Origin of the sequence: Pseudoalteromonas sp. NCCP-2140, assembly GCF_023708065.1 — a bacterium.
GTDB lineage: Bacteria > Pseudomonadota > Gammaproteobacteria > Enterobacterales > Alteromonadaceae > Pseudoalteromonas.
Map to the genome: position 1 here is coordinate 180,230 of NZ_BRCZ01000002.1, position 15,446 is coordinate 195,675.

A 15,446-nucleotide genomic window follows, 5' to 3' on the forward strand; every position below is an offset into this window, starting at 1 on the left:
GACCCTCATGTCATTTAGCTTATATGACATAGCAAATGCCGGTGTAAGAGCTAACTCTGAGCTTTTACAAACCACCAGTAAAAACATCGCCAACGTTAATACCGAGGGCTATGTGCGTGAGCGTACCGAGTTCACAACCATGATCGACAACCAAGTCGGTCGTGGTGAGACTTATCGCTTATTGAATGAATTTGCGCAAAAGCAATTAAATAGAGATACCTCTAATAAAGCATTCTTTGATCAGTTTGTAACTGAAGCAAGCCGTGTAGATAGCTTGTTTTCAGAAGAGTCAAACAGCTTATCAACGAGCGTAAATTCGTTTTTTAATAATGTACAAGAAAGCTTAAATCAACCGTCATCAACAGTAGCTCGTTCACTGGTCATGACGGATGCACAAAATTTGATTGATCAAATGGACAGGTTGTCGAGCATTGTTGTTGACCAAAAAGCAGTGGTAAATGAGCAGCTAGAAATCTTTTCAGATGAAGCTAATAACCTGATCCAAAATATCAGTGATTTAAATACCAAGATTGCGTCGGTTCATGGTACTGATCGTGAGTCAGTATCAAGTGGTTTATATAATGAACGTGATAAAGCGATTCGTGATTTATCTGAGCTGATTGATATTGAAACACTCGATGGTAATAACGGCGAAAAACAAGTGTACTTAGGCTCTGGTCAAGCTCTTGTTATGCAAAGTGGCACATTTAACCTGTTTTCATTCAGTGGCGATCCTGATCCGAACTTTAAAGAATTAAAACTTGATGTAAACGGTGGCAAAGCCGTGCCGCTTGATGTTGATGTAAGTAAATTGAAAGGCAAAATTGGTGGCTTACTGGCATTTCGAGACGATATATTAGTGCCAGCGCAAAACCAGCTCGGTCAAATGGGCTTAGCATTAGCCGATGCCTTTAACCAACAAAATAGCTTAGGTATGGACGCTAATGGTGAAATTGGCGGCGATATTTTTGCTATTCCAACGGTAGATGCGTTTGGTTATCAAGCTAATACGGGCACATCAACAATGACGGCAACGGTTGAACCAGGTAAAGGCAGCGAATTGCCAGCAAGTGATTTTATCGTTACATATACAAGCGCAACCACCGTTGAAATTCAGGTAATCGATAATAAAGGGGAGCCCATTGGCACCGCATCTACAGCGAATGTGACAGCAGGTGTGATTGACTCTTCAACTATTACGGGTGGTGAAGCTTTTGGTTTACAGCTCAATGTATCGGGTGCTGCCAATGCTGGTGACCAATTTATGGTTAAGTTGAACTCTCAAGCTGCAACGAGCTTAGAACTTGCAACTGAACGCCCTGAAGATTTAGCGTTAGCATCACCTATTCGAACTGCGAACGATATAAATAACACCAGTGATGCAAGTATTTCTGCTGGCACAGTATCGGATATTGACAACTCAACAGGTATTACCTTAGGGCCACCACCGAGTTTGGCGAATGGCGATATCACGTTAGTTAAAACGGCGAATGCTAACGAATATCAAATCACAGATGGTAACGGTACATCGACGTTTACCATTACACCACCTGCTGAGAATATTCTTGCTCAAGCAGGGGCGCCTTACGATACCTACGGCTTTGACTTCAATATTGAAGGCTCACCTGCAACAGGTGACACCTTTACATTAGAGTTTAACACTGGTGGTTTTGACGATAACCGTAATGGTTTGCTATTGGCCGATTTACAAAATGGTGAGCTAGTGCGTCAAAATGTTGAAGCAAGTAGTACTGCTGATAATCATAAAACGTTTAATCAAGCCTATTCAGGTATTGTGACTGATATTGGTGTTGTCACCAGCCAAGCCCAAACGAATGGTGCGGCCTTTACAGCACTAGCTGATCAATCAGAAGCTTGGTATGAATCACTATCAGGTGTAAACCTTGATGAAGAAGCGGCAAACTTACTGCGCTTTCAACAATCATATGCTGCATCGGCACAGGTACTTTCAACAGCACGTACTATTTTTGACACCTTATTAAGTGCGGCGAGGTAATTATGCGTATTTCAAATAACATGATGTATAAGAATAACCTTAACTCTATTCTTAACTCACAGCAAAACGTAAACAAAGCACAAGAGCAGGTTAATACCCAAAAGCGTGTATTGACTGCTGCTGACGATCCTTCAGCCACGGCTCGCGCATTACTTTATAACGATCGCATTCAGGGTAATGAACAGTTCACAAAAAACATTACTATGCTGAATAGCCGCCTGACGACAGAAGAAAGTGTGCTGCAAAATATTAAAGGTGCGCTTGAGTCTGCTTATACTTTATCTATTCAAGCTGGTAACGGTGCCTATAGTGATATCGACCGTGAAGGGATCGCTGAAGAAGTTAAGGCACTGCAAAGTACGGTACTTGATCTAATGAATGCAAAGACCGAAGACGGAAAGTTTATCTTTTCGGGTTATCAAGATAATACTCCGTCTTACACCTTTAATAGTTCGTCTGGTCGTTACGAATATGGTGGCGATCAGGGGCAACACAAAATCAAAGTGGCTGAAGGTGTAGAAATCAAGTCAAGTGACAATGGTTTTGATACATTCGAAAAAGTTGATGCGCGCTTAAATGTTGCCTCAAACGATGGCACAGTTTCCGGCGGGATTACAAGCTCAAAAATTTATGTTACTGAGCAAGCTGATTTTGATAAATTTCATCAGGCAAATTACAACGCTGATCCTGCCGCAGCGGCAAATGCTAATACACTAAGCTTTATTACTACTACAGGCACACCAGATACATTTGTTGTACAGCAAGCAGGTGTAACGATTGATAGTGGCAGCTTTGAAAACGGAAAAATCGTTTATAAAGGCATGGAGGTGAACATTGATCCTGTCGCTAACGGCCAAGTTGATGTTGACCTTGAAGCACCACAAAAAGAGAATGCGTTAAATACTTTGGATGACCTGATAGCAGGACTAACCAATCCTGATTTAACTCAAGAAGAGTTTGATCAAGTTTTAGCGGATGCCATTGTACAACTCGATAATGCCAAAAATCAGGTTTCACTTGTTCAGGCTGGCTTAGGTGGTCGCTTAAATACAGCCAAGAAAATTGAACAATCAAACGGTGACTTAGATACTAGCAATAAAGCTGCAAAAGCTGAGCTTGTTGAGCTTGATATGGCTGAAGCGATTACTGAACTCACCAAACAGGAAACATCACTGCAAGCTGCACAGGCAACATTTGGCCGTTTGGCTAACCTCTCATTATTTGATTACTTATAATTTATGTAGGTTAAGCTTATTTAATAAGCTTAACCTACAAAACCTTCCTTAATCTTCACACTTTAAAAACCCTTTTAGGGCACTCTTTTTAGTATTTATATCTTTAGTAAAGCATCGTGATAGCGGCTTTCAAGGTAACCAGTAGCCATGTTTAGCTAAAATTTTAAATTATTTTTCTTTTAAATACAGTGCATTAAATAAAAAAATAAAAATTGTTTAAAAATTCACTAAAGGATTTTTTGAGCGGACCGATAACTTAATTAACCAAGCAGAGTAACAAATAACAGTTACCGCTTAATTAGAGTAAGTTTGAGAGTAAATGATAAGTTTACTTCGGGAGAAATATCATGGCACTTTATGTAAATACAAATGTTAGTTCATTAAACGCACAAAGACAATTAATGAATTCTGGTAATTCACTAGATACTTCATTTCAACGTTTATCATCAGGTCTGCGTATCAATAGCGCAAAAGATGATGCGGCAGGTCTTCAAATTTCAGACCGTTTAACATCGCAAATCAACGGTCTTAACCAAGGTAACCGCAACGCAAACGATGCAATCTCACTTGCACAAACAGCTGAAGGCGCACTAGACGAAGTTACATCAATGTTTCAGCGTGTACGTACACTTTCTCAACAAGCGGCAAATGGTTCGAATACAGATGAAGACCGTTTAGCGATTCAAGAAGAAATTCGTTCATTGATGAGTGAAGCGAATCGCGTGGCTCAAGATACTACCTTTGGTGGGCAAAACCTTTTAGATGGCTCTTATTCGGCTAGTTTTCAGGTTGGTGCTGATGCGGTGCAAACAATTGGTTTTAGTATGCAAACAGTAGGTGATACTGCTAATGGTTCTAATAGTTTAGAGGCAAATGGAGGTTTTACCTTATCAGGTCTAGCTAACATTGCCTCAGCCGTTACTGGAAAAGTTTTAGCTGGGGTTGAGACTGCAGCAGCAATTACAGCTGACACGGCAAACGGTATAACAGCAGTTCCTGCTGTGACAGCCGCTACGCCTGGCGTACTTAATCAAGATGACTTAGCATCTTTATCAGAGTTAGATAGTGACTTTTCAACTGCTGACGCTACATTCGCAGCAGTATTTACTGAAACAGGTATTTCAGTTTCGAGTCAAGCTGGAGCTCAGTTAGTAATGGCTGGTATGGACTCACTAATCGCAGTAGTTGATAAAAAACGAGCTGAGTTAGGTGCTGTACAAAACCGTTTCCAATCAACAATTCGTAACCAATCGAATATTGCTGAAAACCTTAGTGCTGCGAAATCACGTATTAAAGATACTGACTTTGCTCAAGAGACAGCGAACTTAACTAAGATGCAAATCTTACAACAAGCTAGCCAAACAATCTTGAGTCAAGCTAACCAACGTCCTCAAGCTGCATTAAGCTTATTAGGTTAATAGTTGGGGATTTAGTTAAAGTGAAGTCAAAACTTTGACTTAAAAGAAAAGCGCCTTTGTCTAATGGGGTATTAACAAAGGCGCTAAGATAGGATTGTAAAGCGGAGGCGCTCAAAATCCTGACAGTAGTGTTCTAACATTTGTAAGAACATAAAATATAAAGCACAAATTATGCCATAGTTTGTGAAAAAGAACCCACTCTTAAACTTATCTCTTTCAAGGCTCCTATTAGGAGCCTTTTCTCATTCTTTAGTGTTTAGTTAATAGTTGGCCTATTAATTGCTCTAGTTCTTTTAAGTTAATCAACTAATCAGCAAAGTGGCAGTTTTTTGCCCTAGGCGACTTAGAATTGCCGCTGTAAGGGTCACTTTGTCAAGTTCACTTTTAACAAGTGGCTTTACTTTGACAGATAAGAAGAGAGTTTATTATGGCTTTATATGTAAATACTAATGTTAGTGCATTAAATGCACAAAGACAGTTGGATAGAACTGGTACGGATTTAGATACTTCTTTTAAACGTCTTTCATCAGGCTTGCGTATTAATAGTGCAGCTGATGATGCGGCAGGTCTTCAAATTTCTGATCGCTTACAATCGCAAATACTAGGTTTAAACCAAGGTAATAGAAATGCTAATGATGCTATCTCACTTGCACAAACTGCCGAAGGTGCGATGGATGAGTTAACGAGCAACTTTCAACGTGTAAGAACATTAGCTCAACAAGCTGCGAATGGATCTAATACAGATGAAGATCGGCTTGCAATTCAAGAAGAAATCAGACAGCTAATGTCAGAAGCAAATAGAATTGCTTCTGACACTACTTTTGGGGGGCAAAACTTATTAGATGGTTCCTATGCTGCAAGTTTTCAAGTAGGTGCAGATGCTGTTCAAACTATTGGTTTTAGTATGAAAGAGGTAGGCGATACAGCTAATGGTTCAAACAGTTTAGCGGCTAATGGTGGATTTACTTTATCGGGTTTAGCTAATATAGCCTCTGCCGTGACAGGTAAAGTTTTAGCTGGGGTTGAGACAGCAGCTGCAATTACAGCTGATACAGCTAACGGTATTACAGCAGTTCCTGCTGTGACAGCCGCTACGCCTGGCGTACTTAATCAAGACGACTTAGCATCTTTATCAGAGTTAGATAGTGACTTCTCTACAGCAGATGCTACTTTTGCTGCAGTTTTCACTGAAACAGGTATTTCGGTATCAAGTCAAGTAGGTGCACAACTTGTAATGGCTGGAATGGATTCACTAATCGCAGTAGTTGATAAAAAGCGTGCTGAATTAGGTGCTGTGCAAAACCGCTTTCAATCTACAATACGAAACCAAGCAAATGTATCTGAAAACTTAAGTGCGGCAAAGTCACGTATTAAAGATGCTGACTTTGCAGCTGAAACAGCAATATTAACTAAAAATCAAATTTTACAACAAGCAAGTCAAACTATATTAGGTCAAGCAAATCAACGACCTCAAGCGGCTCTAAGCTTATTACAAGGCTAAAATTTTAAAAATAGTTAAAAAAGTTACAAATAAAGCTAAAGCTTTCGCTTTATCAGACGATAACTGATTTAGAGGACTATAAATTTAGGGCTCTAAGTCGGTTAAATAGCAGGGTAGGGGTATCCCGCTGTTTAACTATAAAATGATAAAGCGGAGGCTAATATGGCTTTATATGTAAACACAAATGTGAGTTCTTTGAACGCACAGCGCCAGTTAATGAAATCTGGCAACTCACTGGATACTTCATTCCAACGATTATCATCAGGTTTACGCATTAATAGTGCAAAAGACGATGCTGCAGGTATGCAAATTTCGAATCGCCTAACAGGTCAAGTTAATGGCTTGAACCAGGGGAACCGAAATGCTAACGATGCAATTTCACTGGCGCAAACCGCTGAAGGTGCACTAGACGAAGTTACATCAATGTTTCAGCGTGTACGTACATTAGCTCAACAAGCATCAAATGGCTCAAATACTGATGAAGATCGTTTAGCGATTCAAGAAGAAATACGCTCTTTGATGAGTGAAGCAAATCGTGTTGCAGAGGATACTTCATTCGGTGGACAAAACCTTCTTGATGGTACTTATTCGGCCAGTTTCCAAGTAGGTGCAGATGCTGTTCAAACTATTGGTTTTAGTATGAAAGAGGTAGGCGATACAGCTAATGGTTCAAACAGTTTAGCGGCTAATGGTGGATTTACTTTATCGGGTTTAGCTAATATAGCCTCTGCCGTGACAGGTAAAGTTTTAGCTGGGGTTGAGACAGCAGCTGCAATTACAGCTGATACAGCTAACGGTATTACAGCAGTTCCTGCTGTGACAGCCGCTACGCCTGGCGTACTTAACCAAGACGACTTAGCATCTTTATCAGAGTTAGATAGTGACTTCTCTACAGCAGATGCTACTTTTGCTGCAGTTTTTACTGAAACAGGTATTTCGGTATCAAGCCAAGTAGGTGCACAACTTGTGATGGCTGGTATGGATTCACTAATCGCAGTAGTTGATAAAAAGCGTGCTGAGCTTGGTGCTGTGCAAAACCGTTTCCAATCAACAATTCGTAACCAATCAAATATTGCTGAAAATTTATCAGCTGCTCGATCTCGTATTCAAGATACTGACTTTGCAACAGAAACTGCAAACTTAACTAAGATGCAAATCTTACAACAAGCTAGCCAGTCCATTTTAAGTCAAGCAAATCAACGCCCTCAAGTAGCGCTTTCACTACTAGGCTAGTATTTGTTTTATAAGTTACTTCAGAGCTCAGGAAATTTGTTCTGAAGTGGCTTATACTTAACGAGTAAGTTATTAAGAGGTGTTACTATGATAGATCTTAATTCGACGCAAAGGTCTAATGATAACCTTACTGCCGGTGGAAATTCTGCAAATTTAAAAGCTGAAATAAATGATATTAAATCAAATAAAGGCACAGAACTTGCTGGAAGAGAGGCAGTGGATATTGAACTGGTTTCTAAACTAAATGAGCAAAAAGACAAAAAAGATCTGATTGCTGAAGTAAAACAAAACCTTGAAAAACTCAATAGTTATATCCCTGTTACATCAACAAATTTAATTTTTGAATTTGATGAAGAAGGTGATCCGCCAATAATTAAAGTTTTAGATAGAGAAAACGATGAAGTTATTAGGGAGATCCCAACTGAAGAGTTTCGTGAAGTAGCTAAAGCTTTGGAAGAGTTTGCCGATAAATTAAGCAACAAAGGTTTGTTGTTCGATAGAACTGCATAAAGTTTAGTATTTAGGAGTATTACAATGGCATTAATTACATCTGCAGGGGTTGGCTCTGGACTTGATCTAGAGAGCATAATCAGTGCAACACTTTCAGCTGAGAATACCCCTAAAATACAAGCGTTTGCTGAAAAACAAGAATCGCTACAAGTGGAACTATCTTCGTTAGGCGAAGTTAAGTCTGCAATGTCTAAGCTGCAGGATACTATTGAAAAGTTAGCTGATATAGATAACTTTAACAAGCGAATTGCGAACATTAAGCAACCGACCAGTGATGATGGCGACCTCATATCAGTAACACCAACATCTGATATTTCACCTGGGGATTTCAACATTGAAGTGGTTGAGCTTGCTCAAGGTAGTCGAGCGACATCTAATGCTGGCCTGTTTACTTCAACAGATGATGTTGTCACAGCTTCTGGTGGTACGTTGTCCTTTTCTGCTGGCGATAAAAGTTTTGACTTAACACTCGATGCGGGAGCAACGCTTGCTGACTTACGTGATGCAATCAATGATTCTGACGATAACTTTGGTGTTACAGCGAATATCATTAACACGGGGACAGAATCAAAATTAGTTCTCACATCAAATGTATCTGGTACCGGCAATGATTTAGTTATTACTAACGATACTGCTGAACTTGATAATGTTTCAACACTTGCCAACGATGGTGTTACTGCTGGCGGTATTGCAATTGCTGCTGGTGATGAAGCCAAAAGTGCAGAAATTAAAGTGGATGGTATTTCAATTGTTAACGATACCAATACGTTTAAAGATGCTGTACAAGATATGACAATTGTTGCAAAGCGACAAAGTGTTGACGGTGAGACAGCTAAACTTTCAGTTAAAGTAGATACTGCAAGTGTGACTAAATTGGTCGATGAGTTTATCTCTAATTATAACAATTTAATTGGTCAGATAGGCTTACAAACTAGGATCGGGAAGCCTTTGAATAGTGATGCGACCTTACGTTCATTTGATTCTCAATTAGTTAATGCTTTATCTACAGAGATAACCGATGCGGGACCCTTCACGAGTATATTTGATATTGGTTTGGGTGTTAATAAGGAAGGCTATATTGAGAAATCTAGCCTAGTTCGTAGTTTGAATGAGGCAATGGATGAGAATTATGATGATATTGGTAAAGCATTTGCGGGTGAGGGCGGAATAGCTAAGCAGTTAGAGTCACTTCTAGAAAATTATGTTGAGAATGATGGTATTATGAAGCAACGAGAAAATAGCTTAAACTCTCAACTAGAAGATCTAGAGGATGATGTTGCAAACCACGAATATAGGATGGAGTCTTTAGAGGCTAGATTAAGACAGCAGTATGCAGGGCTAGATGTATTGCTAGCGCAAATGCAATCTACTCAAACTTATTTAAGTTCACAACTTTCAAGTTTACCTGGTTTCACGAAATCAAGTTCTTAACAAATTAATAAGGTGATTTATGTATAACGCTAAAGTGAAAAATTATCAAAAGGAAGCACTTAAAACTCGATTGGCTGGTGCTGATCGATATGAAGTGATTCAAATGTTATTTGCTGGGGTACTCGAAAAGTTGGTGCATGCTAAAGTATCAATAGAATCTAAAAATTATGAAGCAAAAGCTGAGCACATATCAAAAGCTACCGCAATAATTGAAGCCCTTCGTGGTTGTTTGGATTTTAAACAAGGTGGAGAAGTAACTGAAAATTTATATGCATTATATAGCTATATGATTGATCGCTTAGTTGACGCAACTATGAATAATGATGCATCAATTTTAGAAGAAGTTGGTAATCTGATAAAAGAGATTAAATCGGCTTGGGATGCAATTCCTGTTGATGTAAGAATGCAAGCCCTTGATGAGCAAAGAGAAAGTCAAGTTGGATAAAGTTTTAGAGCTCAACACTGCTCTTGTGGGTATCAAGGCTAAACTCGCAGATAAAAGTAATTTAGATTTTGAGCTACTAACTCTTAAGTTTAAACAATTAGATGGTTTAGTGAGAGAATTCTCAGATAAAGAGTTAATTGAAAATAAGCTTCAAATCGAAAGTTCGCTAAATGAAATGATAGAACTTATTAACTTGTTAGAAAGCAATAAAGAAACCGTTAAAATTGAATTAGGTGAGTTTATGAGAAATAATAATAAATTAAGAGCATACAAAACCCCTAAATAGAACTTAACATCTGACTAAGTTTGAGTACCTAGGCATAAAACTTGCTCTTAAATGCTGATAGAGAAAATACTAGGTAATAAGATGAAAAACTATAGTAGTGAAATTAAAGAGCTCGAAGAGCTCTTGGTAGAAAAAGAACTGTTATTAAAAAGAGAGAGGATATTAGCTGACAAAGCCAATATTTTATTTTCAAATAACAAATCTATGTTCGAAGAGTATTACCCTGATATTGGAAAATTTATTTCGGGGTACCATCCTAGAGAAGATTTTTGTCTGCACGCAACAGCTGACGGTGCAGCTAACTTTGTACCATCAGGAAGTTCAATACCATTATATGGAGACGCACCTTTAGAGCAAGCACAAGAACAGGTTGATTATTACACTAAAAATGCAAACTATAGCCGAAGAAATTACTTCTTGGGAAATGAAGTTAAAACTAAAGACGAACGGATTCATATTCAATACATTGCCAAGTTATATAATAGTTTTTTAGAGTGTTCGGGGTTGGAAGTACTTAAGGAGCTTCCTGAACATTATCCTACTTGTTTAGTTTTTGGAATTGGTCTTGGATACCATCTACCAGCGCTTTTAGAAAAACATACGTTTGATTATTTATTTATTTGTGAACCAGATGAAGAGCTGTTTTATGCTAGTTTGTTTTGTATTGATTGGTCTAAAATAGTAAAAGATATTGATGAGCAAGGCGGTTGTTTATTTTTAAATATAGGTATTGGTTATAATGAGTTTTTTAATAGTGTCTCCGCAATTAGTGAAGATATAGGTGCCTTTTCATTCATAAATAGTTTCTGTTATCAGCATTATCCATCTGATGAAATCAATAAAGCAATTAAAGAGTATTTCGATAATTACTACCACCTTCATCATGGCTATGGGTTTTATAACGATGCGATCACTGGGTTGTCTCACGCGATTCATAATATAGAAAATAATATACCCTGCTTTATTCCTAATAGAGAAGGTGTACAATCAATGAAAAACGTACCTATCTTTGTAATTGGGAATGGTCCTTCACTTGATGAAAGTCTTACTATTTTAAAGAATTACCAAGGCAAAGCGATAATTTTGGCTGGTGGTACGGCATTACAAACTTTGGAAAAAGCGGGTATTGATTGCGACTTTCATATATTAGTTGAAAGAACAAAGCTAACGCTTGATATTCAAAAGGCGATAAAACCAGAGTCAGGGTATCAACAAAAGAACTTATTGGCTGTAGATGTTATGTACCCCGATGTTTATGATTTATATAACTGGGGAGGAATGGGCATGAAGGGACCCGAAGCTGCATCTTCTTTTGTTCGCTTACAAATATTAAAGAACTTTAATGTGAATGTTCGCCCATTGCCTGGAGCTGGACCCCTTGTTTGTAATACAGCATTATCTTATGCGTTAAGTCTTGGCTCAAAGGATATTTATTTATTTGGTGTCGATAACGGAGCTGTTGACGTTAAGCAAAGCCACTCAAAGTTAAGCATATACAAAGATAAGAACTTTTCAGATAAGTTTAAACCGTTAGAAGGTGCATCTATTAAACTTAAAGGTAATTTAGATTCTGATGTTTATGCCACTACTTTTATGAGTGCAGCAAAAAGAAATATGGATATTTTATTGTCTAATTTAAAAGACGTAAATATATACAATGTTGGAGAAGGTGCCGAAATTGAAAATGCTTATCCAACGAGAGAAGATGAGTTGTTGTTGTCCAATTTACCAGATTTAGATAAGACAAAGGTAATTGCAGATATCAAAAAGAACTTTTTTAAAGCAATACCGAAGAATGACTTAGAAGCAGATTTAGCTTTTGATACGTTTGATGAGCTATGCGATCACCTCATTTCTATTGGTAAACGCGAATTTAATTCTCGAAATGAAGCTCATGAACTTATGAAGGCACAGCAACGCGTTATTTATTCGTATCGCAAAACTAAATATGAACACCTTTTCCATATGCTTAAAGGATCTCTACTGTATATTCATTGTCCTTTAGTTACTTTGCTCTATTATTACAAGGATGAGAAAGAAACTTTAAAAGTATTTAGAAAAGCTTTTGATGTTTGGTTAGATTTTTTAGAAACAGTAAAAGTAGATTTTAGACTTAATTTTAAAACGAAATGTAATTGGTCAAGACCTGAATTCCTAGAAGAACAATGTGAAAATAATGAAGTTACTACATCTGCTTAATCGCAACGAAAATTTGTTTGATGATGACCTGGCTAGTTTTGACGACTATCTAAGTGACTTAGTTTCACAGTCTCGTTTTTTAGTTTTAGGAGGTGCAGGAACTATTGGTCAATCTGTCACTAAAGAACTATTCAAAAGACGACCACAAGTTCTACACGTTGTAGATATAAGTGAAAACAACTTAGTTGAGTTGGTGCGAGATATTCGTTCTTCATATGGATATATAGGAGGAGAGTTTAAAACATTTTCACTCGATATTGGTTCGCTTGAGTTTGAGTCATTTATGGCTTATCAATCTGGCTATGATTATGTTTTGAATCTCTCAGCACTTAAACATGTTCGCAGTGAAAAAGACCCATTTACGCTCATGCGTATGGTTGAGACCAATATTTTTAATACGCAAAAATCTCTCTTCCAAGCGATAAATAAAAGCGCTAAGAAGTATTTCAGTGTATCAACAGATAAAGCAGCAAACCCGGTCAATATGATGGGGGCCAGTAAGCGTATTATGGAATTATTCTTAATGCAGGAAAGCAGGAGATTGCCAGTTTCCATGGCCCGGTTTGCAAATGTTGCATTTAGTGATGGTTCTTTAATGCATAGTTTTGATATGCGTATATTGAAAGAACAGCCGCTAGTTGCCCCAACTGACGTGCTTCGTTACTTTGTTACTCCAGAAGAATCAGGACAGTTATGTTTGCTATCGTGTCTATTGGGTAATAATTTAGAAATATTTTTTCCAAAACTAAACGATGCGTTACATTTACAAAGCTTTTCAAACTTAGCAAGCCGTTATTTAAAACTAAGGGGCTTTGAGCCTTACTTATGTGAATCTGAAGAACAGGCTAGGCAACTATCAAAAACCCTTCCAAAAAAAGGTAAGTGGCCTTGCTTATTTTCAAGCTCAGATACTTCTGGAGAAAAGCCTCAAGAGGAGTTTTACACAGAGCAAGAGATAATTGATTGGCACCGCTTTTCAAATGTGGGAGTTATTAAGCAGAGCCCTGTTTATGATGAGGAGCAGTTGCGCATTTTTTCTGAAGGTATTTCCGATCTAAGGCACTCTGGAAAATGGACATCTCAAGATATAGTGTATTTGTTTGAGAGTTTATTGCCTGAGTTTCAGCATTTGAATCTAGGTAAGTCACTAGAGGAAAAAATGTAGTGTTTTCCAGCAATGATCTAATTTCATTTATTCGTAGTTACTATAATGATGATTCGTTTATTCCTTTACATAGACCTACATTTGATCACCACGAGAAAGAAAATGTATTGGACACAATTGAAAGCAGCTTTGTTTCAAGCGTTGGAGGCTATGTTAATGAGTTCGAAAAGCTTCTAGAGTCTTATACGGGAGCTACAAAGGCGGTTGCTATGGTTAATGGAACCGCTGCTTTACACTGTGCTCTGTATTCCGCAGGAGTAGAGCCAGGTGATATTGTAATTACTCAAGCTGTTACTTTTGTAGCTACATGTAATGTTATTCATTACTTGCATGCTACTCCTTTATTTATTGATGTGAACAAGTATAGCTTAGGGTTATGTCCAGATGCTCTTTCTCTGTACCTTGAAGAGAATGCTTTAATTGACAGTGATGGACAATGCAGGCACAGAAAAACGAGTCAAATTATTCGTGCAATTGTGCCCATGCATACATTTGGCCATCCTGTTCAACTTTTTGAGTTAAACAATGTTTGTCAAAAATGGAATATAGTATTAGTAGAGGATGCTGCAGAGAGTCTAGGTTCATTGTATAAAGGTAAACATACAGGTACATTTGGTAAACTTGCAGCTTTAAGCTTTAATGGCAACAAAATTATTACGACTGGCGGAGGTGGGGCTACGTTATGCATGGACGAGAACTTAGGCAAACATGTAAAGCATTTATCCACAACAGCTAAAGTGCCACATCCTTTTGAATACTTTCATGATGAAGTGGGTTTTAACTATAGAATGCCTAATCTAAACGCTGCGCTTGGATGTGCTCAAGTTGGTAAACTCAACCAGTTTGTATTATCGAAAAGAGAACTTGCTAGAGAGTATCAATGCTTTTTTGATGGTTCCAAATTTTCGTTTGTTACAGAGCCAGAGTATGCGCGTTCAAATTACTGGTTGAATGCAATTATATGCCCATCTAAGATAGAAAAAGAACATTTATTAAAAGAAACAAACGCTAATGGTGTAATGACAAGGCCATTATGGCAATTGGCAAATACATTACCTATGTTCGAAGGGGCATTACGTGGAGCTCTACCTAATAGTGAATGGTTGATAGATCGAGTAGTTAACTTGCCTAGCACACCATTAGAAAAGAGTTGTATTTAATGTTTTGTAAATACGTCCTGATAGACGGTCATGTTGTCAGAAATGAAGATGCAAAGATAAATGTTACCGATATGGCTGTATTGTTTGGCTTTGGTGTCTTTGAATCAATACATGTTTCTAATCGACAACCAGTGTCAATTGTTAAGCATTTAGAAAGATTTACAAAAGCATTAGCTAAATGCAATTTTCAAAAATTGTTAAACCTACCTATTAGTGATTATGTTAGAGCATGTATCGAACATAATGACTTGGTTGATGGACAAATTTTAATTGTGGCTACAGCTGGTGTCGATGGTGAAGGGGGGAGTGTTGTAATACTTGCTAAAGCATTTACGCTGCCAAAAAGTGAATTGAGGCTTGTAAAAGCGAAAGTGTTACCTGAATTTCGAAGTGCTCATTCGGATATGAAACTCACTAGTTGTGCTTCTACCCTGCTTACAAGAAATGACTTATTGAAATCAGGCTTTGATGAAGCAATTGCTTACCGGGGAGATTGTATTACAGAAGGTTTGTCATCTGCAATTTGTGTAGTATTCAAAGATAAAATTGTTGTGGTATCTAGCACACATCCTATTTTACCAAGTGTAAGTCTCAAAAATCTTTGCCAAGTATTTGATAGAAATCAACTTAATTATGTTTCACATGAAGTAAAACTAGATGATCTTAAAGATTGCGAAGAGATTTGGATGGTCTCTTCAACTTGGGGAATTCGTGCAGTAAAAATGCTTTTTTGGGATGGAATTGAACAAGAACTTCAATTCAATTTGGCCCAAAAAGTGCATGGTTACTATCAATTAATGTTAAATAATCAAGAGTTTGATTAATAACATAATAAAGTTTTAGGTG

At 37.8% G+C, this 15,446-nt stretch carries 13 protein-coding genes; all 13 read left to right on the plus strand.

Annotation, left to right across the window (positions count from 1 at the left end):
* Positions 1–7: 7 nt before the first annotated feature.
* Positions 8–2,017 (plus strand): flagellar hook-associated protein FlgK, encoded by a 2,010-nt coding sequence (gene flgK / locus NFU46_RS04755; protein WP_251600147.1) that lies wholly within the window; start codon positions 8–10, stop codon positions 2,015–2,017.
* 2 nt (positions 2,018–2,019) lie between these two features.
* A complete protein-coding gene (gene flgL / locus NFU46_RS04760; protein ID WP_251600150.1) occupies positions 2,020–3,252 on the plus strand; it encodes a flagellar hook-associated protein FlgL in 1,233 nt (410 codons plus the stop codon).
* Between the two features lie 347 nt (positions 3,253–3,599).
* On the plus strand, positions 3,600–4,670 hold the full coding sequence (locus tag NFU46_RS04765; protein ID WP_251600153.1) for a flagellin: 1,071 nt from the start codon (positions 3,600–3,602) through the stop codon (positions 4,668–4,670).
* Positions 4,671–5,097: 427 nt separating this feature from the next.
* A complete protein-coding gene (locus NFU46_RS04770) occupies positions 5,098–6,171 on the plus strand; it encodes a flagellin (protein WP_251600156.1) in 1,074 nt (357 codons plus the stop codon).
* 162 nt (positions 6,172–6,333) lie between these two features.
* Complete coding sequence (locus NFU46_RS04775; protein WP_251600159.1) at positions 6,334–7,404, plus strand: flagellin; 1,071 nt, start codon at positions 6,334–6,336, stop codon at positions 7,402–7,404.
* A gap of 87 nt (positions 7,405–7,491) precedes the next feature.
* Positions 7,492–7,914, plus strand: a complete 423-nt coding sequence (locus NFU46_RS04780) for a flagellar protein FlaG (protein ID WP_251600162.1) — start codon at positions 7,492–7,494, stop codon at positions 7,912–7,914.
* A 24-nt stretch (positions 7,915–7,938) separates the two neighbouring features.
* The gene (gene fliD, locus NFU46_RS04785; protein WP_251600165.1) at positions 7,939–9,345 is read left to right on the plus strand and encodes a flagellar filament capping protein FliD; all 1,407 of its coding nucleotides are present in this window, start codon (positions 7,939–7,941) and stop codon (positions 9,343–9,345) included.
* 19 nt (positions 9,346–9,364) lie between these two features.
* Positions 9,365–9,790 carry a flagellar export chaperone FliS gene (fliS, locus tag NFU46_RS04790; protein ID WP_178926701.1) on the plus strand — a complete coding sequence of 142 codons (426 nt, stop codon included), beginning with the start codon at positions 9,365–9,367 and terminating at the stop codon, positions 9,788–9,790.
* Complete coding sequence (locus tag NFU46_RS04795; protein ID WP_251600177.1) at positions 9,783–10,076, plus strand: hypothetical protein; 294 nt, start codon at positions 9,783–9,785, stop codon at positions 10,074–10,076. The genes fliS and NFU46_RS04795 overlap by 8 nt, the downstream gene beginning before the upstream one ends.
* 81 nt (positions 10,077–10,157) lie before the next feature.
* A complete protein-coding gene (locus NFU46_RS04800; protein ID WP_251600180.1) occupies positions 10,158–12,275 on the plus strand; it encodes a 6-hydroxymethylpterin diphosphokinase MptE-like protein in 2,118 nt (705 codons plus the stop codon).
* On the plus strand, positions 12,250–13,440 hold the full coding sequence (locus tag NFU46_RS04805; protein ID WP_251600718.1) for a UDP-N-acetylglucosamine 4,6-dehydratase: 1,191 nt from the start codon (positions 12,250–12,252) through the stop codon (positions 13,438–13,440). Before NFU46_RS04800 ends, NFU46_RS04805 begins: the two co-directional genes overlap by 26 nt.
* The gene (locus NFU46_RS04810; protein ID WP_251600183.1) at positions 13,440–14,600 is read left to right on the plus strand and encodes a LegC family aminotransferase; all 1,161 of its coding nucleotides are present in this window, start codon (positions 13,440–13,442) and stop codon (positions 14,598–14,600) included. The genes NFU46_RS04805 and NFU46_RS04810 overlap by 1 nt, the downstream gene beginning before the upstream one ends.
* Entirely contained in the window at positions 14,600–15,424 is an 825-nt protein-coding gene (locus NFU46_RS04815) for an aminotransferase class IV (protein WP_251600186.1), read from the plus strand. Before NFU46_RS04810 ends, NFU46_RS04815 begins: the two co-directional genes overlap by 1 nt.
* The last annotated feature ends 22 nt before the right edge of the window (positions 15,425–15,446 follow it).

Excerpts from the sequence above, each read along its gene's own strand:
- NFU46_RS04780 (WP_251600162.1), top strand. The coding sequence starts at position 7,492 with ATGATAGATCTTAATTCGACGCAAAGGTCTAATGATAACCTTACTGCC.
- NFU46_RS04765 (WP_251600153.1), top strand. The coding sequence starts at position 3,600 with ATGGCACTTTATGTAAATACAAATGTTAGTTCATTAAACGCACAAAGA.
- fliS (WP_178926701.1), top strand. The coding sequence starts at position 9,365 with ATGTATAACGCTAAAGTGAAAAATTATCAAAAGGAAGCACTTAAAACT.
- NFU46_RS04815 (WP_251600186.1), top strand. The coding sequence starts at position 14,600 with ATGTTTTGTAAATACGTCCTGATAGACGGTCATGTTGTCAGAAATGAA.
- NFU46_RS04775 (WP_251600159.1), top strand. The coding sequence starts at position 6,334 with ATGGCTTTATATGTAAACACAAATGTGAGTTCTTTGAACGCACAGCGC.
- flgK (WP_251600147.1), top strand. The coding sequence starts at position 8 with ATGTCATTTAGCTTATATGACATAGCAAATGCCGGTGTAAGAGCTAAC.
- fliD (WP_251600165.1), top strand. The coding sequence starts at position 7,939 with ATGGCATTAATTACATCTGCAGGGGTTGGCTCTGGACTTGATCTAGAG.
- NFU46_RS04770 (WP_251600156.1), top strand. The coding sequence starts at position 5,098 with ATGGCTTTATATGTAAATACTAATGTTAGTGCATTAAATGCACAAAGA.
- flgL (WP_251600150.1), top strand. The coding sequence starts at position 2,020 with ATGCGTATTTCAAATAACATGATGTATAAGAATAACCTTAACTCTATT.
- NFU46_RS04800 (WP_251600180.1), top strand. The coding sequence starts at position 10,158 with ATGAAAAACTATAGTAGTGAAATTAAAGAGCTCGAAGAGCTCTTGGTA.